Raw genomic sequence first — 25,144 nt, forward strand, 5'->3', positions numbered from 1 at the left:
ACGTCCGGCAGGATGCCTCTATGGATGATCCGACAGAGGCGCTGGCCGACCGGCTGTTTCGCGACGCGCTCGGCGCGCTCGAGCTCTACACCGTCTACCTCGGCGACCGGCTGGGGCTCTACCGGGCCCTGCACGAGGGCGGTCCGGCCACCTCGACCGAGCTCGCCGACCGCACCGGCACCGCCGAGCGGTACATCCGGGAGTGGCTGGAGCACCACGCCGCCAGCGGCCTGCTGGAGGTCGACGACGTCGCCGCCGGCCCGCTCGACCGCCGCTACCACCTGCCGGCCGCGCACGTCCCGGTGCTGGCCGACCGCGACGACGTGCGGTTCGCCGCGCACCGGGCCATCGACATCGTCCGCGGCGGTCGCCCGCTGCCCGACCTTGTCGAGGCGTTCCGGACCGGCGGCGCTCCCCCGCGCCTGCCCTGGGAGCCCGAAGGGCGGGCCGCCGACAACCGCCCGACCTACCTCGCCCACCTCGGCGCCGAGTGGCTGCCCGCCATCGCGGACGTCGACCGCCGGCTCCGCGCCCAACCGCCGGCGCGCGTGGCCGACCTGGCGTGCGGCATGGGATGGTCGAGCATCGCCATCGCCCGTGCCTACCCACTGGTCACAGTGGACGGTTTCGACCTCGACGCGGCCGCGATCGCCGACGCCGGGCGCAACGCCGCCGCCGAAGGGCTGGCCGACCGGGTGTCGTTCTCCGTCGCGGACGCCGCCGCCCCCGCGCTGTCCGGCCGCTACGACCTCGTCACGATCCTGGAGGGCTTCCACGACATGGCCCGCCCCGTCGACGTCCTGCGGGCGGTGCGCTCCATGCTCGCCGACGGCGGCTCGGTCGTGATGATCGACGAGAAGGTCGCGGACGAGTTCACCGCGCCCGCGCCCGACCTGGAGCGCTACCACTACGGCTGGAGCGTGGTCACCTGCCTGCCCGGCGCCATGGGCGACCCGGAGACCGCGGCCACCGGCGCCGTGATGCGCACCGCCACCCTGCGCCGCTACGCCGGGGAGGCCGGCTTCCACTCCGTCGAGGTGCTCCCCATCGAGACGGCGACATGGCGTTTTTACCGGCTGTTCCCCTAGCCAGGACACCTCGTCTGGCTAGACTCCGGCCGGGAAGAAGGGGGAACGCCGTGTCGATCCGTGCCCGCGCCGTCCGTCTGGCCACCGCCGCCGTCCTCGTCGTCGCCGCGCTGCCGATCGCCACGGCGGAGGCGTCCGCGCACGGGCGGGGTGACTCGGTGCGGTTCGCGACGTTCAACGCCTCGCTCAACAGGGGCGCCGCGGGCGCGCTGCGGGCCGACCTGTCCACCCCCGGTAACGCGCAGGCCGGCGCGGTCGCCGAGGTCATACAGCGGATCCGGCCGGACGTGCTGCTGATCAACGAGTTCGACTACGACCCGGAGGCCGCGCGGCTGTTCCAGGACAACTACCTGTCCGTCGGCCGCAACGGCTCGACCCCGATCCGCTACCCGTACCGGTTCATCGCGCCGAGCAACACCGGCGTCGCGTCCGGGTTCGACCTCAACAACGACGGGCGTGCGGTCACCGACCCGGCCGTGGCGGGCTACGGCGACGACGCGCTCGGCTTCGGCGCGTTCCCCGGCCAGTTCGGGATGGTCGTCTACTCGCGATACCCGATCGAGTCGCGCGACGTGCGGACGTTCCAGACGTTCCGGTGGAAGGACATGCCGGGCGCGCTGCTGCCGGACGACCCGGCCACCGCCGGACCCGCCGACTGGTACTCCCCTGCGGAGCAAGCCGTCTTCCGGCTCTCCTCGAAGAGCCACTGGGACCTGCCGGTGCGGGTCGGCAAGCGCACCGTGCACTTCCTGGTCAGCCACCCCACGCCGCCGGTCTTCGACGGTGCCGAAGACCGCAACGGCCGCCGCAACTTCGACGAGATCCGCTTCTGGGCCGACTACGTGCGGCCCGGCCACGGCCGCTACATCTACGACGACAAGGGCCGCCGCGGCGGGCTGCGGCCGGGGTCGCGGTTCGTCATCGCCGGCGACCTGAACTCCGACCCGCGTGACGGCGACAGCATGCCGGGCGCGGCCCAGCAGCTGCTCGACAACCCGCGGGTCAACGCCTCGTTCGTCCCGACGAGCGGCGGGGCGGCCGAGGCCAGCGCGCTACAGGGCGGCGCCAACACCACGCACCGGAGCGACCCGGCGCAGGACACCGCCGACTTCGCCGACGTGCCCGGGCCGGGCAACCTGCGCGCCGACTACGTGCTGCCGTCGCGCGGGCTGCGGATCCGCGGCGGCGGAGTCTTCTGGCCGGTCGCCAGCGACCCGCTGTCCCGCCTGACCGGCACGTTCCCCTTCCCGACGTCGGACCACCGCCTGGTCTGGCTCGACGTCACCCGGTGAGCCCGGCCTCTGGATCCCTGACCAGAAGAGGATTCGAGCTACCGCGACGTCCGTCGTGGTCCAGACCGCTGCTCCCGCGGCCTCACCCGTCCGCCGCCGGTCGCGCTCACCCCGCGCGCAACCGGCGGGGAGAAAGGGGGTCCGCGAAGACCCCCTTCCGGGCTTGTCTCGCGGACCCGGCAGTGGACGGCCGGGGATTTCGGCGAGCGCTGCGAGCCGCCGGCCGGGAACGGTGCCCGCGGGAAAGCACCCCAAGAAAACGCTCCGCTGCGCTCCACGTTTCCCCGGGGACCCCGCGCAAACGGTCCGCAGCTGACGCGGACGTGGGCAAATATGCCTCGAAGCCACGCCACGACGGGCGGCGACCCTGACCCTGAAAGGTCTGCTAGCGCAGGGCGTCTTCGAGGCTTTCGGTGAGGGCCTGGAGATCCTGGGCGGTCACCCGGTGGAGCCGGCGGCTGGTGCGGGCGCGGAAGGCCGTCAGGATCTCGTCGACCCGGGTCAGGGCCGCGGTGTCGACGGCCTCGGCGGCGAAGTGGTCCTCCAGTCGTCCGACCGTCGCGGTCAGCTCGTCCAGCGCGTCCGCGAAGGCGACGTCGCCTTCGACGAGTCGGGGTTCGAGCTTGTCCCGGACCGTCTCCTTGAGCGTCTTGAGGCGCTTGCGGGTCTCGAGTAGTCCCTTGTGGAGCGTCGCGCCCTTCGCGCGGACCTGCCGGCCCAGCGCCTCGCCGAGGGTGGCGCCCGGATCGACGGTGATGAACCGGTCGAGGACCTCTTGGGAGGCGATCACGTCGGGCCCGGTGGGCACCTGCACGGCCGCGTCACCCACCCCCTTGGCGGGGTCCATCCGCACGGTGAACTCGACCAGGTCGTGCATCTCCCCGTCGGCGATCGCGCTGACCCGGTAGACCCGCTCCTGGAGGGCCATGCCCCGCTTGACGGTCATGGTGGTGTAGACGTACTGGACACCGGGCGCGGCGTTGGCCTGGAGCTTCGGCAGCCACGCCTCCAGCGACTTCTCGTAGCGCTGGTTGACGAGGAACGGGGCGTGCACCACCCCGTACGGTGCGTCGAAGCCCAGACCGGGTGAGCCGGCCCCGTGTGCCCGCTCGGTCTTCGCGGCGGCGAACTCGGGCCCCATGTCGGTGGCGCCGTGGATCGAGTCCTCGCCCTGGCTGACGGCCCGCGAGGCGGTGACGGACTCCGAGACCGCCATCTCCTCGACGATGGCTTTGCTGCCCGGATCCCGCCACACCCGGTAGCCGGACGGGAAGACGAGCACCTCGCCCTCCTTCAGCTCGGGGAACTGCCAGCCCGGTCCGTCGACGGCGTCTTCGATCGGCTTGATCTCGTCGGCCTTCACCGCGCGGTGCGTCCACGCCTTCCCGGTCGTACCGACCGGACTGCCCTCGAGCGGAGCGCTGGACACCCTGTTCGCGAGCTCGGGGCGGATCCCGGGGTACACGCGGCTCGCGGCCTGCGCCGCGGACTCGGCGGACAGGCGGACGCCGGCTTCCTCGGCGGCGCGGAGCATCTCGTCGGGGGTGTACCCGGGCGGCATGGCCTCGCTGATCGCCCGCTCTCTGGCCGCCGCCGGCAGTCCGGCGTCGCCGAGCTGCTGGTCGAGCGCCTTGAGGGCGTCGGCCAGTTCGTCCGACGTGGTCGCCGCGCGGGCCGCGGCGCGGCTCGCGACGGCGGCGCGGAAGGTGCGGGCCGTCCCCGCCGCACCCACCCCGGTCGCCACGATCTGCACCGCCAGCCACAGGGCGGAGGGCTCCACACTGGACACCGCCTTCGCGATGTCGAGGTCGGATCCGGCCGCGGCCTTGTCCAGCTGGTACTCCGACCACGCCTCGCTGAGCAGGTAGATGTCGATGCCGATCGCCAGCGCGTCGGCGGTCAGGATCGCCGCGGCGACCACCAGGCTCTGGCCTCCCGTGGGGATGGCGGCGAGCAGCGACAGCCCGATCCCGACCACGGTGAGCGCCGTCTTCCACCACGGGTCGTCGTCCGCGGCGGCGATCGCCTCGTCGAACAGCCTGGCGCGCATCGAGCCGGGCGGGATGGACTGGAGCTGGCGAAGGAGCCCGACGATGGCGTCCTGTTTCCAGATCGAGGTGTCGCCCGCGAGCAGCGCCTCCTTCACGTCCAGGATGTTGCCGAGGGTTTCCCGGATCCGGACGCCGTACTCCCAGTCGGTCGGATCCTCGGCCAGGTCGCGCAGGTCGTCCCACTCGTTGCGGGAGACGTACGCGGACAGGACCGGAAACTGCTGGGTCTGCGCCAGCTCGGCGTTCAGGAGGTCGGCCCGCGCCTGCGCCTGTTGCGCTTGCAGCGCGCTGATCCGCGCACCGAGGTTTTCGGCGAGCATGGGGTCGGACTCGGCGGTGTTCAACCGGGACTCCAGCGCGCCGATCTCCCCCGCCACCTGGAGAAGGCGGTCACGCTTGGCGACCAGGTCCGCCGCGGCCCGCCCGAGCCGCTGCTCCTCTTGGAGGTGGTCCTGCCGGGTGTCCCGCAGCGTGTAGTGGCGGTTGGACACCCAGCCGTACCGCTGGCTCTCCTGCTCGGTCTGGGCGAGGCTCGTGGCCAGCGCCTGGAGCATCAGCGCCTTGCCGACCTGCTCCGCCTGCCTGACGATCGTCTCGTTTTCCGCCTTGAGGATCTGCCACTGCTGGGACACCAGCCGGGCCAACGCGGGCGACGGAAACACCGGCGGGATCTGCGGCTGCCCGCCCATCGGGTACGCGCCCGCGGACGCACCCTGGCCCATCCAGTACAGGGCCTTGCCGAAGGTGGTGGACATCAGGTCGACGTCGTCGACGACGCGCTCGGTGTAGGCGGTGCCGCGCGTGGTCACCAGCGTCTCCAGGACGTACCGCACGTGCTGGGCGTCCTCGGTGAGCTCCATCCCGGCGGTGGCGTACGGGCGCGGCCCGGGGGTCGGGGTGTCCCGGGGCAGGTCGCGCGCCATCGCCTGCGTTTCCAGCAGGTCCCGGTTGGCTCGTACGGTGTCGCGGTTGGCCAGGTCGGGCCGTGACAGTGCGGCGTCGGCGGCGGCGAGCTCGGCTCGCAGCTCCTCGTCCGGCAGGCTCTCCGCCGCCGTGGCGGTCATCGACGAGTTGAGCGCCATCGGCTCGTAGCGCTCGATCCACTCGTACCCGGCCGCGGTCTGCGCGCGGACGTGCCGCAGCTCGTGCGCGAGCACCCGGTTGCGAAGCGGCGGCGCGGCACCGGCGACGACCGACGACAGCACGACATGCGGACCGAAGGCGAAGGCCAGGGCACCCACCGCGGCCGCCGCCTGGTCGGCCACCCCACCGGTGTGCACGATCGGCGGCGCCGCCTGCCGGCTCGCCTCCGGCGGCGGGGGCGTGGCCCGCTCGGCCTGACGGTCGGTGCCCACCGGAAGAGGGCCGGGGCGATCGACGAGCCGGGCCACGGCGCTGTTGCTGACCCAGGACACCGGCGGGGCGGCGGGCCCGGGCGCCGGCGTCTCGTCGACGGGCCGGTCGCGGGCGTGCTCCGCGCGTCCGCCCCTCATCACCTCACGGTACCGGCGCCCTTCGGGAAGCGGTGGTACCTGCGGGCAGCCATAGGGGCACGGTCCGGCGGACGGATCTTCGGGGTTCAATCCGGGCGAACCCGGATATACAGCAAGCACCTGCTTCCTCGATCATCGACGGTACGGGCGTCTATGTCAGGGGAGGCACGGGAGATGCGCGTGACGGGGATCGGTGGGCGGGTTGTCGCGGCGGCGATGGGCCTGGCCCTGCTAGGGGTGAGTGCGGCGTGCGGCGACGACGCGGGCGACGCCCCGGCCGCTCCGGCTGACACGACACACAGCACGCACGGCTCGGGTTCGCCACCTGCACCGCCGGCGCCGGCGCGGGACGGCGAGCGCTTCGTGACGCTGAAGATGCCGCGGCCGTACACGCCAGCCGCGCCGAACGGCGGCACCGACGAGTACCGCTGCTTCATCGTCGATCCTGGACTGTCCACGAAGAGCTACCTGACGGGCAGCCAGTTCCTGCCGCAAAACTCGGCCATCGTGCACCACGCCATCTTCTTCCGGATCACGCCGGAGCACGTGCGAGAGGCCAACGAGCTCGACAAACGCACGCCCGGCGAGGGCTGGCAGTGCTTCGGCGACTCCGGCGTCGACGACGACGCGTGGGTGGCCCACTGGGCGCCCGGCGCCAACGAGGTGCTGCTGGACGAGGGCCTGGGCTACGAGATGCCGCCGGGCAGCCAGATGGTCATGCAGGTGCATTACAACCTGCTCGCGATCGACGAGAAGACCGGCGACACCGACCAGTCGAGCATCAGGTTGCGCGTCGCCGACGGCAGCAGCCCGATGACGCCGCTGGCCACGCTCCAGGTGCCGGCGCCGATCGAGCTGCCGTGCACCGCGCAGGAGAGCGGCCCGCTGTGCGACCGCGACGAGGCGATCAAAGACGTGACCCGCCGCTTCGGCGAAGACGTCGGCTCCACCGCCGCGCAGCTCGTCGAGTGGTGCAGCAAGGGCAAGCCGGTGCCCGGGCCGACCCAGCACTGCGACATCCCGATGGAGGCCGGTGCCACCATCCACGCCACCGCCGGGCATATGCACCTGCTCGGCCGGTCCATCAAGATGGAGCTCAACCCGGGTACCGCCGGCGCGAAGACCCTGCTCGACGTGCCCCAGTACAACTTCGACGACCAGGCGATCCGGCCCCTGGCCAGCCCGGTCGAGGTGAAGAAGGGCGACGTCGTGCGGGTCACCTGCACCCACGACGCCGGCCTGCGCAAGATGCTGCCCCAGCTCAAGCAGCTGCCGCCCCGGTACGTCGTGTGGGGCGACGGCACCAGCGACGAAATGTGTTTGGGCCTGTTGATCGGCACGCGATCATAGGCGGCATGGATCTTTTGCCCGTAGCGCCGCTGGCCGAACTGCGCCAGCGGCGCAGCGAGAAGTGGCTGCGATACCCGCCGGACGTGGTGCCGCTGTTCGTCGCCGAGATGGACTTCGCGCTGGCGCCACCGGTCACGGCCGTCCTGCACGAGGCGATCGACTGCGGCGACACCGGCTATCCGGTGGCCGAGCCGGTGCTCGGCGAGGCGCTGGCCGGGTTCGCCGCCGACCGGTGGGGCTGGCGGGTCGACCCGGCGTCGGTGACCGCGGTGGCCGACGTCGGAGTCGGTGTCGTGGAGGTGCTGCGGGCGCTGCGCCGTCCCGGCGACGACGTCGTGTTCTGCCCACCGGTGTACCCGCCGTTCTACGACTGGGTGCCCGAGGCCGGCGGCCGCATCGTGGAGGTGCCGCTGGCCCGCGAGGCCGCCGGTTGGCGGCTCGACCTTCCCGCCCTGGAGCGCGCGTTCGCGGCCGGCCCGGCGGCGTTCGTGCTGTGCAACCCGCACAACCCGGTCGGCCGCGCGCACGCCCCCGACGAGCTGGCCGAGGTGGTGCGGCTCGCCACCGCGTACGGCGTCACGGTGGTCAGCGACGAGATCCACGCGCCGCTCGCGCTGCCCGGCGCGGCGTTCACCCCGCTGCTCACCCTGCCGGGCGCCGCGGAGGTCGCGGTCAGCGTGGTCTCCGCCAGCAAGGCGTGGAACCTCGCCGGTCTCAAATGCGCCTCCGTCGTGACCGCGGCGCCGGCGATGGCGGCCGTGGTCGACCGCTTCCCGGCGGAGACCTCCGCGCGGGTCGGCCACCTGGGCGTGCTGGCGTCGGTGGCCGCGTACACCGAGGGCGTCGCCTGGCTCGACCGACTGCTCGCCACGCTCGACGACCGGCGCACCCTGCTCGGCCGGCTACTGGTCGAGCGGCTGCCGATGCTCTCCTGGTGCCGACCGGAGGCGACCTACCTGGCCTGGCTCGACTGCACCGCTCTCGGCGGCGGCGACAAGGCGTGCGAGCTGTTTCTCGACAAGGGCCGCGTGGCGCTGGAGCGGGGCAGCCGGTTCGGCGCCGCCGGCGCCGACTTCGCCCGCTTCAACCTCGCCACCAGCCCGGAGATCCTCGACGAGGTCACCGCCCGCATGGCAGCCGCCGCCCGCTAGCGCCGGCCCGTCCCCAAGAGGGCTGCCCTCTTGGGGAGGGAGAGGAGGGCGGGCGGGTGCGGTGGGCTGGATCCGCGGACCTGGCAGCGGAGGCCGGGGAAGTCGGCGAGCCCTGGCGAGCCGCCGGACGGAGCGGTCTCCGGCGGGAGCGACGGTCCGCGGGTGACGCGGACCCGGGCAAGAAATATGTGTAAAGAAAGCAGGCTAATCGATGTTTACCGCGGCTATACACGTTGCGTAAAGTCGCCCGCATGTGGAGTCGGGTCAGCGTCGCCGCCGCCACGGTGGGTGTGCTGGTGGTCTCGGCCGCCTCGCCGTCGGCCGCCACGGGCAAGCCAGTCGATCGGCTCATCCGGCACATGAGCCTGGAGGAGAAGGTCGGGCAGCTCTTCGTGGTCGAGGTGTTCGGGCAGGACGCCGACACCGTGAGCGCGGCCGCCGCCGCCAACAACCAGCGGCTGTATGGCGTGAGCACGCCGGCGCAGGTCATCGACAAGTACCAGCCGGGCGGGGTCATCTACTTCACCGCGGCCCGCGGCCCGGACAACCTCCAGAGCCCGCGGCAGATCGCCACGCTGTCCAACGGGCTCCAGGCGGCCGCCACGCGGCAGCGCACGGGCATCCCGCTGCTGATCTCCACCGACCAGGAGGGCGGCGCGGTCGTCACCCGGCTCTCCGCACCGGCCACCGCGATGCCGGGCAACATGGCGCTCGGCGCCGGGCGGTCGCGGGCCGACGCGCGCCGCTCGGCCGAGGTGATCGGCACCGAGCTCGACGCCGTCGGCATCAACCAAAACTACGCGCCGGTGGCCGATGTCAACGTCAACCCGGCCAACCCGGTCATCGGCGTGCGGTCGGTCGGCGAGGACCCGGGCCTGGTGGCCGACCTTGTCGCCGCGCAGGTCGACGGCTACCACGACGGCGGTGTGGCCGCGGTGGCGAAGCACTTCCCGGGGCACGGTGACACCACAGTAGACAGTCACTTCGGCCTGCCCGAGGTGACGCACACCCGCGCGCAGCTCAAGGCGATCGACCTGCCGCCGTTCCGGGCCGCCATCCGCCGCGGCGTCGACACGATCATGACGGCGCACGTGGTGCTCCGCTCGATCGACCCCAGCGGCGCGCCCGCGACGATGTCCAAGCCCATCCTCACCGGGCTGCTCCGCGGCGACCTGCGCTACGACGGGCTCATCGTCACCGACGCGCTCGACATGGGCGGGGCGACGGGCACCTACCCGCCCGAGGTGGCGCCGGTCGAGGCGTTCAAGGCCGGCGCCGACCAGCTCGTGCTCGCGCCGCAGATGGACGTCGCGTACAACGCGGTGCTCGACGCCGTGCGGAGCGGCGAGATCTCCAAGCGCCGGCTCGACGACTCGGTGCGCCGGATCCTGCGGCTGAAGACCAAGCGCGGCCTGTTCGCCGACCCGTTCGTCGACGCCGCCCTCGCGGAGAAGGTCGTGGGCGCGCCCGACCACCTCCTCGACGCGCAGGCCATCTCCGACCGCACGACCACCCTCGTCAAGAACGACGCCGGCCTGCTGCCGCTCGCGCCGGACCCGCGCGACGTTCTCGTGACGGGTTGGGGCGTGACGACGACCGCGACCATCGGGGCCGCCATCAGCCGCCGCGGCCAGACCGTCACGGTGGTGGAGACGGGTCTGACACCGACCCAGGCGAGGATCGACGCGGCGGTGGCGGCGGCCGCGGCCACCGACCTCGTGGTCGTGTCGACCAACAACGCGGCGAACGTCGACGCCACAACCGGGCTACCCACCGCGTCCGCGGCCGCCCAGCAGGCCCTTGTCGCGGCGCTGCTCGCGACCGGCAAGCCGGTGGTGGTCTCCGGGATGCGCAACCCGTACGACATCTCCCGCCTCACCACGGTGCCCACCTACCTGGCGACCTACGGCTACACGGCCGGCTCGATCGAGGCGTTGGTACGGGTGCTCTTCGGCGAGGTAAACCCGCGCGGGCGGCTGCCGGTCACGATCCCGCGGGCGGACGGGACGGGCGCGCTCTATCCGTTCGGACACGGCCTCAGCTACGGCTGACCGGCCCGGATCTTGCCGTCGAGGCGGGGTCGGGCGGCGCCGTCGACCGCGGTGCAGATGCCGTACACGCGGGCGTAGGTCGTCCAGCCGTTGACCCGGCCGCGGTTGTTGCTGATCTGCACGCGGCCCGCGCCGGCGTCGAGGGCCGAGACGAGATGCAGGTAGACCGTCCCGGCGACCTTGGCCAGCACGATGTCGCCGACGGCGAGCTTGGCCGGGTCGACCGGCGCGACCGTTACCAGCTGTCGGCTGTGGATCAGCGGCACCATCGACGACCCGGTCGGCCGAAACTGGACGGTCGCACCCTGCGCGACCCGGCTCGCCATGCTCTCCAGCATCCCCATCACCCGGTAGCGTGCCCGATCGCCATGAGGACGACCACCGGTTTACGCGGCGCGCCGCCCCACGCGTCGCGCCGCCTTGCGCGGCCCGCTGCTCTGCACGGTGCGCGGCCCCACGCGGCGCGCCGCCCCACGCGGCCCGCCGCCAAGATCGCATAGCATGTGCGGGTGCGTTTCGAGGTCTGTGTCGACAGCGCTGACGGGGTGCTCGCGGCACAGGCGGCCGGCGCCCACCGGGTCGAACTGTGCGCCGCTCTCTCCGAGGGTGGCGTGACCCCCAGCGCCGGCGCGATCGCCACCGCCCTCGACGTCGCGACCATCGACGTCAACGTGCTCGTCCGCCCGCGCGGCGGCGACTTCGTCTACGACCGCCACGAGATCCGGGCGATGCGCCGCGACATCGAGGCCGTCGCGGCGGCCGGTGCGCACGGCGTCGTCATCGGCGCGCTCACCGCGGACGGCGACGTGGACCTGGCCGCCTGCCGGGAGCTGCTGTCCGATGTGGACGGCCTGTCGGTGACGTTCCACCGCGCCTTCGACATGGCCCGGCGTCCCCGCGAGGCGCTCGCCGCGGTCGCCGACCTCGGCGCCGACCGGCTGCTGACATCCGGCCAGGAGGCGACCGCGCTCGACGGCGCCGCGCTGATCGCCGAGCTTGTCACGGCCGCCGGGGACCGCCTGGTCGTGATGCCGGGCGGCGGCGTGACGGCCGGCAACGTGCGGCGCCTGATCGACCTGACCGGGGTGCGCGAGGTGCACTTCACCGCACGTACCACTGTGGACAGCCCGGCCCGCCACCGCAACCCGCGGGTCGCGATGGGCAGCGCGTCCGGCGCGGACGAGTACACCCGCCGCCGCACGAGCCGGGCGGCGATCGAGGCGCTGATCCGAGCCGCCGGCGTCGAACGGTAGAGCAAACCCACGAACAGTTTCGCGGTTTCTGTTATCCGCGGAGGTCCCGGGGCGTCTACCAAGTACTCGCGCACATACCGACGATTGACTATATGGTCATATGTCAGTATCTTGGAAAGCGCTTTCCCGCCTGACGCCACACCAGGTCGCCGTACCGCCGGGCTGCGGCGCGACGCGCGTCCCGGCGGGAGAAGGCCCGCCTCCACACCGGCCAGGGCAACCGGCGCCGGAGGCGCACCAGACCTAAGGAGAGCACCATGCACAACAGACGGCGCCGTGCGGCGCTGTGGATTTCCACGGGCACGGCGGCGGCGCTCGCGGCCGCCACGGTCGTGGTCACCGCCGGCGCGGCCCAGGCGGCACCCGGTTGCCGGGTCGCGTACTCGGTGGGCTCGCAATGGCCCGGCGGCTTCAGCGCGAACGTCAGCCTCACCAACGTCGGCGACCCACTCACCTCGTGGACCGTCACCTGGTCGTTCGCGGCCGGGCAGACCGTCAGCCAGGGCTGGAACGCCACCTTCACCCAGAGCGGCGGCAGCGTGCAGGCGGCGAACGTGACCTGGAACGGCTCGCTCGCCACCAACGCCACGACCTCGTTCGGATTCAACGGCACGTGGAACAACAGCAGCAACCCGGTCCCGGCGAGCTTCGCCGTCAACGGTGTGGCGTGCACGGGAGGCGTAAACCCAACGACGCCGGGCACCACTCCGCCCACCACACCGCCGACGACGCCGCCCACCACTCCCCCGACCACGCCGCCGCCGTCGGGCAACACGCTCTACGTCTCGGCGAACGGCAGCGCCAGCGCACCCGGCACCGAGGCCAGCCCGACCACGCTCGCCTCGGCGATCACGCGCATCCCGGCGGGCGGCACGATCTACGTACGGGGCGGCACGTACAACCTCGCGCAGACGGTGACCATCGCACCGGGCAACAACGGCACCGCCAGCGCCCGCAAGACGCTCTCCGCCTACCCCGGTGAGCGGCCGGTGCTCAACTTCTCCGCGCAGGCCGAAGACACCGCCGCCCGCGGGCTCGCCGTCAACGGCAACTACTGGCGCGTCTACGGCCTGGTCGTCGAGCGCGCCGGCGACAACGGCATCTTCGTCGGCGGCAGCAACAACATCATCGAGCGCACGGTGACGCGCTTCAACCGCGACAGCGGGCTCCAGCTCTCCCGCATCGCGTCGGACACGCCGCGCGACCAGTGGCCGGCCAACAACCTGATCCTGAGCGCCGAGTCGCACGACAACGCCGACTCCGACGGCGAGGACGCGGACGGCTTCGCGCCCAAGCTCACGGTCGGCTCCGGCAACGTGTTCCGGTACACGGTGTCGCACAACAACATCGACGACGGCTACGACCTGTACACCAAGTCGGACACCGGCGCGATCGGCGCGGTCACCATCGAGGACTCGATCGCGTACGACAACGGCACGCTCAGCAACGGCGGCCAGGCCGGCAACGGCGACCGCAACGGCTTCAAGCTCGGCGGCGAGGACATCGCGGTCAACCACGTCGTGCGGCGCACCATCGCCGTGGGCAACGGCAAGCACGGCTTCACGTACAACCGCAACCTCGGCAGCATCACGATGTCGAACAACCTCGGCGTCGACAACACCGAGCGCAACTTCAACTTCGACGGCGGCACCTCGGTCTTCCGCAACAACACGTCGTGCGACAGCGGTTCGAACGACCGGATCATCGGCAACAGCGACAGCTCCAACCAGTTCTACGCCGGCTCGAACGGGTCCCGCTGCTCCTCGTACACGGGCGCGCTCGGCTGGTCCTTCGCCGCGGACGGCCGCCTCATCGTCACGTTCGGCGGCAGGCCGGTAACGCTCTAACCCACTCCCACGGAGACGTAGCCATGCGCATGAAATCGACGATCGCCTCCGCCGGCCTGGTGGCCGCGGCGGTGCTTGTCCTGCCACCGACCGCGGCCAGCGCCGCACCGACGCGGTACGAGGCCGAGACCTCCCCGGCCGTCTGCTCCGGCACCATCGACTCCAACTGGGCCGGCTACTCCGGTAGCGGCTTCTGCAACGGCACCAACTCCACCGCCGGGTACGCGCAGTTCACCGTCAACGCCGCCAGTGCCGGCACGGCGACGCTGGGCGTGCGGTTCGCGAACGGCACCACCGGCGCCCGCCCGGCCAACCTGCTCGTCAACGGCACGACCGTGCAGAGCCCGTCCTTCGAGGGCACCGGCGCCTGGTCGACGTGGGTCACCAAGACCCTCACCGTTTCGGTCAACGCGGGCAGCAACACCATCCGGCTCAACCCGACCGCCGCGGCCGGTCTGCCCAATGTGGACTATCTCGACTTCGAGGTGGGCGGCACCCCGCAGCCGACCGGCGCGCTGTACGTGGCGACCAACGGCAACGACGGCAACGCCGGCACGCTGGCGGCGCCGCTGCTGACCATCCAGCGGGCGGTCGACCTGGTCCAGCCCGGCCAGACCATCTACATCCGCGGCGGCACGTACGCGCCGAGCACGAACATCCAGATCCTCAAGAACGGCACGTCGAGCCAGCCCATCACGATGCGCAACTACAACAACGAGCGCGTCGTCCTGGACGGCGAGAACATGCCGTACACGCCCGGCGCGGTCGACTCCTCCATCCCCCGGCCCGAGCGCGGCGCCATCCACATCGAGGGCGACTGGTGGCGGCTGATCGGCCTGGAGATCATCCACGGACCGTACGGCGTCTTCGGCCTCGACTCCAGCAACAACTACTACGAGCGCCTGGTCACCCGCGACAACTACGAGTCGGGCTTCCACCTCTTCCTGACGTCGAACAACAACCAGATCATCAACCTCGACTCGTACGGCAACTTCGACCCGCGCAGCAACGGGGAGAGCGCCGACGGCCTGGCCATCAAGGAAGGCTCCGGCACCGGCAACGTGGTGCGCGGCGCCCGCCTGTGGAACAACTCCGACGACGGCCTCGACTGGTGGATGTTCTCCTCGCCGATCCTGGTCGAAAACAGCCTGGCGTGGGGCAACGGCTTCAACCGGTGGAACCTGCCGGACTACGTCGGTGACGGCAACGGCTTCAAGCTGGGCGGCAACGGCGTCGCCGGCAACCACACCGTGCGCAACAGCATGGCGTGGGACAACGCCCGCAGCGGCTTCATCGACAACAACAACCCGGGGCAGCACCGGATCGAGCGGTGCACGGCGTGGGACCACCCGTCGGGCGGCTTCTTGTTCGACCGGTCGGACAGCACGCTGACCAACAACCTCGCCGTGGCCAACGGCACCAACGTCAACCTGGGGTCCAACTCCAGCGGCAGCGGCAACTCCTGGGACATCGGCGGCACCTGGTCGCTGGCCAACACCAACCCGAGCACCATCACCGGGCCGCGCAACGCGGACGGCTCGATCCCGTCCTCCACGTTCCTGCGCCCGTCGAACGGCGCGGACGTGGGAGCACGCTTCTGAACCGACCCTGAAACGGCGGGACCGGGCACCGGCCCGGTCCCGCCGCCGCGTTCAGCGCTCGGTCCACTCGTCCGGCAGGTCTTCGGGCCGGAGCGTGGTCAGGTCTTCGGCGGTCGGCGTCGCCGCGCCGGCCAGACGGTTCGCGTGCTCGGCCACCATGATCTCGAACGTGCGCCGCGCCGTACGCCCGTTGCCGAAGCCCTCGCCCCGGCTCATGGCCGAGTAGTAGCCGAGCAGGTCCTTGCGGGTCTCGTCGGACAGCGCGTAGTCGTGCGTGTTCGCCTGCATCTCGGTGATCCGCACGAGCTCCTCCGGGCTGTAGTCCGGAAACTCGATGACCTGGCCGAAGCGCGACCGCAGCCCCGGGTTCGCGGCCGTGAACCGGGCCATCTCCCCGGTGTATCCCGCGGCGATGACGACCACCTCGTCACGGTGGTCCTCCATCAGCTTCACCAGCGTGTCGATGGCCTCCCGGCCGAAGTCGCGGCCACTGTCCTCAGGGGACAGCGCGTACGCCTCGTCGATGAACAGCACGCCGCCACGGGCCTTGTCGAACGCCGCCTTCGTCTTCACCGCCGTGCCGCCGACGTGCTCGGCGACGAGGTCGACCCGGGCCACCTCGACAAGGTGCCCCTTGGCGAGCAGGCCCAGCGCCGCGAGGATCCGACCGTACAGCCGGGCGACCGTGGTCTTCCCCGTGCCCGGGTTGCCGGTGAGGACGAGGTGGCGGCTGAGCGGCGGCGTCTTGAGGCCGGCCGCGCTGCGGCGCTGCCCGACGACGATGATGTCGACGAGCGTGCGCACCTCGGCCTTGACCGCGGCCAACCCGATCAGCCGCTCAAGCTCGCCGAGCAGCTCGTCCACAGTGGCCGGTTCGCCAGGGAGCGGGCGGCCCTCCAGCAGCCCTTCCAGGGCGTCGTGGCGCTCGCGGATCTCGCCCACCACCGCGAGGGCCTTCGCCTTGTCGGCCGGGTCGGTCAGGGGCGCGCCGGGCACCGTGGCCGCGAGGTCGCGCAGCGCCTCGACGCGGTCCTCGATCTCGGCCAGCAGCCGCGCGGCGGCCACCCGCGCGTCCGGATCGGACAGTTCGGCGTCGCGCTTGAGGTCGACCAGGGCACGCACCTCGTCCAGGCCGTCTTCGAGCCCGTCGACCATCTCGTCGAACGGCTGCGGCGCGTCCTCGTCGTCCGCCACCTGGACGGCGACGTCGGCGGACACCGGCGCGCCCGCCTGGATCCCGACGTCGTCCGGCTCGCCGTTGGCGTACGAGGCGCAGGCGGTCAGCTTGGCGTCGGCGTAGATCTGGAAGCCCTGCTCGGCGTTGTCGTGCGCCACGCAGCCGGTCAGCACCGTGTCGCCGCCTTCGACGTAGAAGCCCGAGCTGCGGCCGCCGCTGACCTCGCACCCTTCGAGGAAGGCGCGACCGCCGTCCACCCAGAAGCCGGGCCGCTCGGGCCCGGTGACCCGGCACCGGGTGAAGCGGCCTTCCCCGCCGGTCACCTCGAACCCCGTGTTGTCGCCGTCTTCGATCGTCACGTCCTCGGCGACGAGCGTGGCCCGATCCGACACCATGAGGTGCCCCGCCCCGCGACGCACCGCGACACCGGTGAGCGTCACCCGCGACTTGTCCGCACAGTCGACCGCGCCGTAGTCGACATCCTCGATGCGCCCGCCGGTGACCGTCGCGGTCGCGCCCCGGCCGAGCGTCTTGACCGCCCAGTCCAGGCCCGTGATCGTGCAGTCGGTCAGGGTCGCCGCCGCATGGGCGCGGATGTCCAGGCCGTCGCCGCCCTCGCCGCTGATCGTGCAGCTGGTCAGCTCGACGCTGGACTCGCGGTCGCTGACCGAGACGGCGACCAGGTCCATGTCGCGCAGCGTCGTGCCCGTGAGCACGACCCGGCCACCTCCCGTGACCTCGATCCCGTAGCCGGCGGCCTGCTCGACCAGGCAGTCACGCAGGGTCACCACCGTCCCGGCGTCAGAGGACAGCAACCCGTTGTTTCGAGGCTGCGACACGGTGCAGCCGACGAACTCCGGTGCGGCGCCACGGCTCGCGACGACCGCGTCGGAGGAGGACTCGACGAACTCGCACCCCTCGTACCGCCCGCCCGCGCCCTCGATCTCCAACGCCCGGTAGGACCCCTCGACCCGGCAGCCCCGGAATGTGGGAGCGGCGCCCGCCGCGACCTTGACCGCGGCCGCGCTGCCCGACCCGATCAGGCACCCCTCGACGAGTGGGGACACACCCGGACCCTCAACCACCAGGGCGTTGCCCCACCCGTCGTCGCCGACGGCGATCGTGATGCCACGCACGGCGGCATTGGCGCGCACGGTAAGCGGCCCGTCGTTGTTGGCCAGGCCCACGGTGCCCGTGCCCTCGACCGGCCGCAGCTCGATGGCCCTGTCGACGACCACCTGCTCGATGTAGGTGCCACCGACGACCTCGACGACGTCACCGTCCCGGGCGTCCCGGACCGCCGCGCCGATCGCCGAGTAACGGCGCCCGTCGACCCGCAGCACCCGGGGACCGGCCTCTTCTTTACCGCGCAACCATGCCACGGGCCGGGAGTCTACTGTCCACGATCAACTTCCCGCAGACCCGAGTACCTATGGGCCGCGCGGATGACCGCGCCCGACAATCTAGAGCCCTTTCGGAGTCGGGGTTACGCGCGTGGCGGCGCCCCGGCAGATTTTCCCCCGTCCGCGTCAGCTGGAGACCGTACGCTCCCGCGGGCACCGCTCCCGGCCGGCGGCTCGCAGCGCTCGCCGAAACCCCCGGCCGTCCACTGCCAGGTCCGCGAGACAAGCCCCGAAGGGGGCCTTCGCGGGGCCTACCTCCGCCATCCTGACGCAGCGTCACCAGCCAAAGGGGACGAGACTTCGAGATCTAGGAGACGTGGGGTTGAAATAGCGCCCTAACTCTCCGAGATCTCGAATCTCGCGCCGCTCACCCCGTCGCGGCGGTTACCGGCGGCGACGAAAATCCGCAGCTTTCCCAGAGCGCCGATCCGGGAACGGACATTGTGGACGAACAGCGACCGTCGCGGCGGCCCAACAGGGGTGAGCGCGACCAGCGGCGGACGGGTGAGGCCGCGGGAGCGGCGGTCTGGACCACGACGGACATCGCGGTAGCTCATATCTTTGTCCTAAAGGAACTTAGCGCCCCGCCACCTCGACTCCGAAAAGGCTCTAGATCGCGCGGGATGGGCGGTGGGTGCGCCGCCCATCCCGGGCGGGGTGGTCAGGGTGTGGTGCAGGTGGGGGTCAGGCCGGCGGCGCTGCCGCTGCCCTGGAAGCCGAACTCCACGGACTGGCCGGCGGCGACGCTGCCGTTCCAGCTGACGTTGGCGAACTGGACGGTGCCGCTGCTGGCGGACGCAGTGGCGCCCCAGGTGTTGGTGACCGACGCGCCGGCCGGGAGGGCGGCCGTGACCCGCCAGCCGGTGAGCGGGGTCGAGCCGGCGCTCACGCGGACGGTGGCGACGAAGCCGCCGGTCCACGAGTTCAGCGACACCGACGCGGTACAGCCGGAGGGGTTGGGTGGCGGCGAGGTCGTCGGTGGCGTCGTCGCGGGGGTGGTGGGCGGTGGGGTGGTGTTGCCCGGTGGCAGCAGCGTGATGGTGAAGGCGTCGTCGGCGACGGTGTGCGGCAGGTTGACCGTGGTGCCGTTGTTGGAGAGGGTCACGACGGTGTCCTGGATGACGACCGGGCCGCCCGGCACGGCGGCGCCGCCGTTGTAGGGGATGCGTTCGGCGACCACGCGCACCCGGTTGTCCTGCACGACGCCGCTCGTGGTGTCCAGGCGCTGGAGGTTGACGGCGATGTTGCCGGTGGTGCCGCCCCCGCCGACCAGGATCTTCGCGTTGCCCGCGGTCTTGGTGGCGAACGCGTCGTAGGCGGCGCTGGGCGTGACCGAGGCGATCGTGCCGGTCTGTCCACCGTAGAAGCGGTAGGCCCACCACTCGCCCTTCGGCTGGTGCACGCCGGCGGAGTTGTGGACCAGCAGGTTGCCGAGGTCGTTGTGCAGGTTGCCGCCGCTGGCCCAGTTGGCGCGCAGGCCGTCGGCGCCGGCCCGTTCCAGGCGGGCGATGTACCAGGCGCCGTCACCGGGGTTCTGCTCGTTGGACGCGCCGTACTCGTTGATCTGGTACGGCCGCGGGTGCGGGATGCCGCGGGCGTCCAGTGTGGAGTTCGCCGTCGCCACGTTGGCCACCGGGTCGCTCGGCAGCGCGTGCCAGCTGAAGATGTCCGGGATCGTGTTGGTCGACTTGACGAAGTCGAGGTATTGGACCCACCAGCCGCCGGTCGACGGCACGCCGGCGATGCTCGGCCCGACGATCAGGTGGCTGGGAAACGCGGCGCGGATGCGCGGGTACGTGCGACGCCACAGCTCGAAGTACTGCGACTGCGGGCGGTTCCAGAACAGGCCGAGGTTGGGCTCGTTCCAGATGTCCCACTGCACGGGCGCGCCGGTCGCCCGCACGTCGTTGATGAGCCGGGTGAGGAAGGCGTCGTAGTCCGCCCAGTTGCCGTTGTCGCCGGGGAAGCGGGAGATCGGGTAGCCGTCGGCGCCCCACAGGTCGTGCGGCAGGATGATGAACTCGCCACCCAGCGAGCGGGTGCGCAGCAGCTGGGCGCGGGTCGCGTTCCACCGGCGGTCGTACTTGCCGGACACCCAGCCGCCCGGGCTGTCCAGCTGGGCGCCGCCGGCGCGCATGTAGCGGAACTTCACCTCCCGGTAGAAGTTGTCGGCGGGCGCCGCCGCGTTTTCGGTCATGCCGTAGATCCAGCCTGAGGCGCGGTAGGTCGGTGCGCCGCCGGCGTTGGCGAAGTTGACGGATATGGACTCGTCCGCGGCCTGCGCCGTCGGGGAGGCGGCGACGGTGGCGGCGGCGGCAAGCGCCCCGATCGCCAGCGAGGCGGCCAGTAGGCGGCGCACGGACCGCCGCCGGAATGCGATATTCACAGATGACTCCCGTCGAATCGGTTCGCAAAAAGCCTAGGCCTGACGATGACAGACGTCAATATCGTCAGGCCTAGGCTATTTAGAAGCGTCGAACCGATTCTGCTACTGGGCGTAGGGCGTAATGCCGATCTTGTCGATGTGCGGCGCGTAGCGGGAGCCGCCGGCCGCGTTCGCCGGCACCTGGAGTCCGAAGAGGACGGTGGCGACGGTGAGCGCCGCGGCGGCCAACTTTCTATTCATGTCGTTGGACCCCTCTGTACGGAGGCGGCGGCGAGGATGAGGTAGCTGCTGGCGGTCCAGGTGTAGGCACGGTCACGCAGGCCGGTGCCGGACTCGGCGTCGAAGTTCTCCGCGAAGCCGGACTTCTCGCACAGGGCGCGAAACCGCTGGCTGATCTCGTCGGCGAGGTCGGTGTGGCCGGCGCGGCGCAGCCCGTCCTCGATGAGCACTGTGGACGGTGCCCAGATGGGACCGCGCCAGTAGCCGTCGGCGGCGTAGTGTGGTGAGTCGACCGGTTCGGTGGCGAGGCCGTGCGCGGTCAGGTGGGTCTCGATCCGGCGGGCGAGCGCCGCGCTGACGTCCGCGGGCAGGCCTTCGCCGAGGGCGATCGGCATGAGGCCGAGGAGGCTCGTGCTGGCCCGGCGGAGGCCCGTCTCCGGGCTGCGGGCGTCGAAGCGTTCCCCGTTCCACAGCTGGTCGAGCATCGCGGCACGGACCCGATCCGCCTCGGCGGACCAGCGGCGGGCGCGGGGCTCACCCAGCTCCATCGCCAGGTCGGCCAGGCAGCGCAGCTGCATGACCAGGAAGGCCGCGAGGTCGGCGGTCTCGACGACCCGGCCGCCGTCGAAGGTGGTGGCGTTATCCCAGCCGCTGTCGTTGCCGTGCTGGTAGTGCGGCAGCTCGTGGCCCGGCACCCGGCGGGCTTCCAGCCAGAACTCGGTCCACCGGGCCAGCCGCTCGTACGTCTCGGTCAGGGCCGCACGGTCCACCGGCAGGTCGAGCCGCCGCCGCAGGTGCCGCAGGGCCCAGCCGTGGATGGGTGGCTTGACGTAGTTGTAGAGGATCTCCGAGTGCGTGACCGAGTCGGGCAGCGCGCCGCTGCCGTCCTGGTGGTCGAACGGGAGCTGGAACTGGTGCCAGGCCAGCTCCGGATCCCCGGCGGCGAGCGCGATGGCGTTGAAACAGTGGTCCCAGCTCCAGACCTTGTCCATCCAGTGCTTGGACATCAGCACCGCGGGCCGGGCGAGGAAGCCGGCCGGGTCGACGGTGGCCGACCACAGCACGTACGCGGCCAGCTCGGCGGCGGGCGTCTCGGGGCCGCGCCACGGTGCGACCGCGTCGACGAAACCGGCGAACGCGGCCGCCGCCGCACGGTGCACCTCCTCGAAGGGGACCGTCGCCGCGTACGGGCGCCGGGCCGCCTCGTACTCCTCGACGACAATCTCCCACGGCTCGTCCGCCGGCAGGGTCACGGACCTCTCGGCCTCCCCCAGGGCCTCGATGCCGGTGGAGGCCACCGGCGAGCCGGCGAGGAGGACCGTGAGACGGTAGCGGCGGCCGGTCTCGTACGAGGTGAAGACGTGCGAGCCGTCGACCGGGTCGCGATAGAGGTAGGTGCCGCTGAACGGGGTCAGCGTGGCCGCGGCCGCCCCGACCCGCATGCCGAGGCCGTCGCCGCGCAGCCGGATCGTGTCCGGGCTCTCGTAGGCGAGCTGGACCCGGCCGCCGTCGTGCCGCCAGGTCAGCAGCGCGGGCGTGGCGACCACCTCCGCGGACGTGGACGGCGTGAACCGCAGCACGGCGTGCAGGCCGGTCTGGTGCGAGACGAGGTGCAGATCTTCGGCGTACGTCTTCTCGGCCACCACCGGTGAGAGGTCGAGCCAGGATCCGCGGTAGCTGAACGGGATGTCCTGGATGGAGAACATAGGTGGCAGCTCACTTTCTTAGTCCTTGACCGCACCGGCCGTCACCCCCGCGGCGACGTAGCGCTGGGCGAGCACGAGCAGGATGGTGGCCGGGATGGAGGCGATCACGGCGGTGGCCATGATGGCGTTCCACTGCTGGTTGTTGTTGCCGATGTACTGGTAGATGCCGAGCGTGATCGGCTGGTGGTCACCGCCGCCGTCCAGAGTGGACGCGAAGATGAAGTCCGACCACGCCCACAGGAACGCGAACAGTGACACGGTGACGACGGAGTTGCGGCTGACCGGCAGCACCACCGACCAGAAGGTGCGCAGCCGGCCGGCACCGTCGACCACGGCCGCCTGCATCAGCTCCTCCGGTATCCCGGACATGAAGGCGGTGAAGATGAGCACGCCGAACGGCACCGCGATCGTCGAGTCGGCCAGGATCAGGCCGGGGACGGAGTTGAGCACGCCGAGGTTGAGGTAGATGGCGTAGAAGCCCATCGCCATGATGATCCCGGGGATCATCTGCGCGATCAGCAGCACGAAGCTGAGCGCTCCCCCGCCGGGCGGGCGGAGCTTGGCCAGCGCGTACCCGGCCGGCGCGGCCAGCGCCACGGTCAGTGCCACCGTGCCGAGCCCGACCAGCAGGCTGGTGCCGAGGTACGGCAGCTGCTGGTCCAGTACCGCCCGATAGCCCTCCAGCGTGCCGTTCACCGGAAACAGGTGTGGCGGATCGGCCCGCATGTCCTGGTCGCGGGTGAACGACACGTTGACCATCCAGTAGACCGGGAACAGCATGACCGCGGTCAACACCAGCCCCACGACTGTCCTGAGGAGACGCTTCATGCCCGCTGCCTCCGCTGGATCCGGATGTAGATCAGCCCGAAGACCAGGGCCATGACGATCAGCAGGTTGCCGACGGCCGCGCCAGGCCCGAACGAGGGCAGCAGGTTGCCGAACCCGAGCCGGTACGACCAGGTCGCGAACGTCGTCGAGGAGTCGGTGGGACCGCCCCTGGTCATGATCCAGATGATGTCGAAGACCTTGAGCGTGTAGATCAGCCCGAGCAGCAGGGTGATCGCCGACACCGGGCGCAGCAGCGGAAACGTGATCCGCCAGAACCGCTGCCACCCGGTCGCCCCGTCCAGTGACGCCGCCTCGTACAGGGTGGCCGGCACGGCCTGGAGCCCGCTGTAGAGCACCACGAGGTTGAACGGGATACCGATCCAGATGTTCGCGATGATCACCGAGACCAGCGACCAGTCCGGCGAGGTGAGCCAGTTGACCGGGCCGACGCCGACCACGCCGAGGGCGGCGTTGACCACGCCGGCGTCGCTGTTGAGCATCCACGACCAGGTGGACGCCGACACGATCAGCGGCAGCAGCCACGGCACCAGGAACAGCGCCCGCAGTGTGCGGGACAGCGGGAAGTGCTGGTGGAAGAAGACCGCGAGCGCCATGCCGATGCTGAACTGGAAGGCCAGCGACGCGAGCGTGAACACGACGGTGTGCAGCAGCGCGGGCCCGAAGGTCGGGTCTTCCAGGATCTTCCGGTAGTTGTCCAGCCCGGCGAACGGCGCTCCACCTTGGACGAACGAGCGGACCGTGTACTCGCGCAGGCTCAGCTCCACGTTGCGATAGAGCGGGTAGGCGTAGAAGGCCAGGAGGTACAGGACCACCGGAGCCAGGAACGCCCACGCCGCCCAATCGCCGGTCTTACTTCGTCGCACCGGCAGCCGTCGCCTGCGCGGCGGACAGTGCCTCCTGCGGCGTCTTCGCGCCGCTGAGCGCGGCCTGCATCGCCGTCCACAGTGGCTCGGAGATCTTCGGGTACTTGGTGCCGAGGTTGTCACCGGTGCGGCCCTTGGCGGCCTTCACCGCCTCGACCCAGACCTTCAGCTTCGCGTCGGCGGCGACCTGCTTGTCCTGCACGGCCGCGACCGGGGCGATGTACGACAGGGTGGTGTCGGTGGTGAGCAGGTTGTCCGCGTTGGTCAGGCAGGACACCAGCTTCTGCGAGGTGGCGTACCGGTCCGTCTTGCTCTGCACCGGGATCGAGACGAACTCGCCGCCGGTCGGCGCCGGCGCCGTCCCGCCCGAGCTCGCCGGGATCGGGATGATGCCGTACTCGAAGTCGAGCTTCTCGGCGTTGGCCAGCTGCCAGGTGCCGTTCTCGCTGAACGCGTAGTCGCCGCTGGCGAACTCCTGCCAGCTGGTGGTCTGAGTGTTGTTGATGACCGAGTTCGGCGCGTATCCGTTGCGCAGCCACTCGGTCCACAGGGTCAGCGCGGAGACCGCCTGCGGCGAGTCGAGCGCGGTCAGCTGCGCGCCCGAGCCCCAGAACCACGGCAGGAACTGGAAGCTGCCCTCCTCGGTGCCGATCGCGGAGAACGTGATGCCTTTCTTCCCCGCCCCCTTCACCTTCGCCAACGCGACGGTCAGCGACGTCCAGTCCTTGACCGACGCCACGTCCACGCCCGCCTTGGCCAGCAGGTCCTTGTTGTAGTACAGGGCGAGCGTGTTGGCGCCGATCGGGACGCCGTAGGTCTTGCCGCCGCTCTGCCCAGCGCCGAGCAGGTTGGGCTCCATCGCCGACGTGTCGAGCTTCGTCTCCTCCGTGGTGGTGAGCGCGCCCGCCTCGGCGAGCGTGGAGATCACCGGGTTGTCGATGATCAGTACGTCCGGCGAGTTGTCCTGCTGCGCGGCGAGCAGGGCCTTGTTGGTCAGGTCGGTGGTGTCGTAGCCGGTGCGCTCGACGGTCACGCCGGCCGAGGTGCCGCAGCTCTTGAGCAGCTTGACCCAGGCGGAGTCGTCGTTGAACTGCGGGTACGGGTCCCAGATGGCGTACGTGCCGCCCCCGGATCCTCCGGTCGAGCCGTCGCCGTCGTCCGAGGATGAGCAGGCTACCGCGCCACCGGCGATGGCGACGGCGACCAGAGCGGCGCCCAGGCCGCGCCATGTCTTCATATGGATGCCCCTAGCGAATCGGTTCGCGGAATCGGTTCGCCAGAACATAGGCCTGCCGTCAGGCGACCGTCAAGAGCCCGTTGACACTCACGGCCGATCGGCCGTACGCTCCGCAGCGAACCGATTC

Annotated in this window: 17 protein-coding genes; 8 read left to right on the forward strand and 9 right to left on the reverse strand. The window is 71.3% G+C overall.

From position 1 onward, the window contains the following. Positions 1-20 precede the first annotated feature (20 nt). Positions 21-1,088, forward strand: coding sequence for an SAM-dependent methyltransferase (locus AC5L36_RS07300; protein ID WP_441220892.1), 1,068 nt, complete (start codon positions 21-23; stop codon positions 1,086-1,088). A gap of 50 nt (positions 1,089-1,138) precedes the next feature. Beyond that, the gene (locus AC5L36_RS07305; protein WP_441220894.1) at positions 1,139-2,380 is read left to right on the forward strand and encodes an endonuclease/exonuclease/phosphatase family protein; all 1,242 of its coding nucleotides are present in this window, start codon (positions 1,139-1,141) and stop codon (positions 2,378-2,380) included. A 385-nt stretch (positions 2,381-2,765) separates the two neighbouring features. Here AC5L36_RS07305 and AC5L36_RS07310 read toward each other — a convergent pair whose 3' ends face one another. Beyond that, positions 2,766-5,924 carry an eCIS core domain-containing protein gene (locus AC5L36_RS07310; RefSeq protein ID WP_441220896.1) on the reverse strand — a complete coding sequence of 1,053 codons (3,159 nt, stop codon included), beginning with the start codon at positions 5,922-5,924 and terminating at the stop codon, positions 2,766-2,768. A gap of 180 nt (positions 5,925-6,104) precedes the next feature. Between AC5L36_RS07310 and AC5L36_RS07315 the strand changes: the two genes are divergently transcribed. The 3 genes from AC5L36_RS07315 to AC5L36_RS07325 all read left to right on the forward strand — a co-directional run bounded on the left by AC5L36_RS07315 (position 6,105) and on the right by AC5L36_RS07325 (position 10,476). Next, on the forward strand, positions 6,105-7,274 hold the full coding sequence (locus AC5L36_RS07315; protein ID WP_441220898.1) for a monooxygenase: 1,170 nt from the start codon (positions 6,105-6,107) through the stop codon (positions 7,272-7,274). Between the two features lie 5 nt (positions 7,275-7,279). After that, positions 7,280-8,425: a MalY/PatB family protein gene (locus tag AC5L36_RS07320; protein WP_441220900.1), complete on the forward strand. Its 1,146-nt coding sequence runs from the start codon at positions 7,280-7,282 to the stop codon at positions 8,423-8,425. A gap of 251 nt (positions 8,426-8,676) precedes the next feature. Further along, positions 8,677-10,476, forward strand: coding sequence for a glycoside hydrolase family 3 protein (locus tag AC5L36_RS07325; RefSeq protein WP_441220902.1), 1,800 nt, complete (start codon positions 8,677-8,679; stop codon positions 10,474-10,476). On the opposite strand, the gene AC5L36_RS07330 is transcribed toward AC5L36_RS07325, so the two are convergent. After that, entirely contained in the window at positions 10,467-10,820 is a 354-nt protein-coding gene (locus AC5L36_RS07330) for a S24/S26 family peptidase (RefSeq protein WP_441220904.1), read from the reverse strand. The genes AC5L36_RS07325 and AC5L36_RS07330 overlap by 10 nt on opposite strands. Positions 10,821-10,985: 165 nt before the next feature. Here AC5L36_RS07330 and AC5L36_RS07335 point away from each other — a divergent pair, with 165 nt between their 5' ends. The 3 genes from AC5L36_RS07335 (at position 10,986) to AC5L36_RS07345 (ending at position 15,177) form a co-directional block, all read left to right on the forward strand. Further along, on the forward strand, positions 10,986-11,729 hold the full coding sequence (locus tag AC5L36_RS07335; RefSeq protein ID WP_441220906.1) for a copper homeostasis protein CutC: 744 nt from the start codon (positions 10,986-10,988) through the stop codon (positions 11,727-11,729). Between the two features lie 257 nt (positions 11,730-11,986). After that, positions 11,987-13,576, forward strand: coding sequence for a right-handed parallel beta-helix repeat-containing protein (locus tag AC5L36_RS07340; protein ID WP_441220908.1), 1,590 nt, complete (start codon positions 11,987-11,989; stop codon positions 13,574-13,576). A gap of 23 nt (positions 13,577-13,599) precedes the next feature. Next, positions 13,600-15,177, forward strand: a complete 1,578-nt coding sequence (locus AC5L36_RS07345; RefSeq protein WP_441220910.1) for a right-handed parallel beta-helix repeat-containing protein — start codon at positions 13,600-13,602, stop codon at positions 15,175-15,177. Positions 15,178-15,228: 51 nt separating this feature from the next. Here the strand turns inward: AC5L36_RS07345 and AC5L36_RS07350 are convergent, their stop codons facing one another. The 7 genes from AC5L36_RS07350 to AC5L36_RS07380 all read right to left on the reverse strand — a co-directional run bounded on the left by AC5L36_RS07350 (position 15,229) and on the right by AC5L36_RS07380 (position 25,017). Next, complete coding sequence (locus tag AC5L36_RS07350) at positions 15,229-17,736, reverse strand: right-handed parallel beta-helix repeat-containing protein (RefSeq protein WP_441220912.1); 2,508 nt, start codon at positions 17,734-17,736, stop codon at positions 15,229-15,231. Between the two features lie 682 nt (positions 17,737-18,418). After that, the gene (locus AC5L36_RS07355) at positions 18,419-20,143 is read right to left on the reverse strand and encodes a cellulose binding domain-containing protein (RefSeq protein WP_441220913.1); all 1,725 of its coding nucleotides are present in this window, start codon (positions 20,141-20,143) and stop codon (positions 18,419-18,421) included. A gap of 102 nt (positions 20,144-20,245) precedes the next feature. Further along, positions 20,246-20,383, reverse strand: coding sequence for a hypothetical protein (locus AC5L36_RS07360; RefSeq protein ID WP_441220915.1), 138 nt, complete (start codon positions 20,381-20,383; stop codon positions 20,246-20,248). After that, complete coding sequence (locus AC5L36_RS07365; protein WP_441220917.1) at positions 20,380-22,068, reverse strand: amylo-alpha-1,6-glucosidase; 1,689 nt, start codon at positions 22,066-22,068, stop codon at positions 20,380-20,382. The genes AC5L36_RS07360 and AC5L36_RS07365 overlap by 4 nt, the downstream gene beginning before the upstream one ends. A gap of 18 nt (positions 22,069-22,086) precedes the next feature. Continuing rightward, positions 22,087-22,896 (reverse strand): carbohydrate ABC transporter permease, encoded by an 810-nt coding sequence (locus tag AC5L36_RS07370; protein ID WP_441220919.1) that lies wholly within the window; start codon positions 22,894-22,896, stop codon positions 22,087-22,089. Next, complete coding sequence (locus AC5L36_RS07375; RefSeq protein ID WP_441220920.1) at positions 22,893-23,780, reverse strand: carbohydrate ABC transporter permease; 888 nt, start codon at positions 23,778-23,780, stop codon at positions 22,893-22,895. Before AC5L36_RS07375 ends, AC5L36_RS07370 begins: the two co-directional genes overlap by 4 nt. After that, on the reverse strand, positions 23,767-25,017 hold the full coding sequence (locus AC5L36_RS07380; RefSeq protein WP_441220921.1) for a sugar ABC transporter substrate-binding protein: 1,251 nt from the start codon (positions 25,015-25,017) through the stop codon (positions 23,767-23,769). Before AC5L36_RS07380 ends, AC5L36_RS07375 begins: the two co-directional genes overlap by 14 nt. Positions 25,018-25,144: the final 127 nt, after the last annotated feature.

This window comes from Phytohabitans sp. LZ39 (assembly GCF_059359075.1).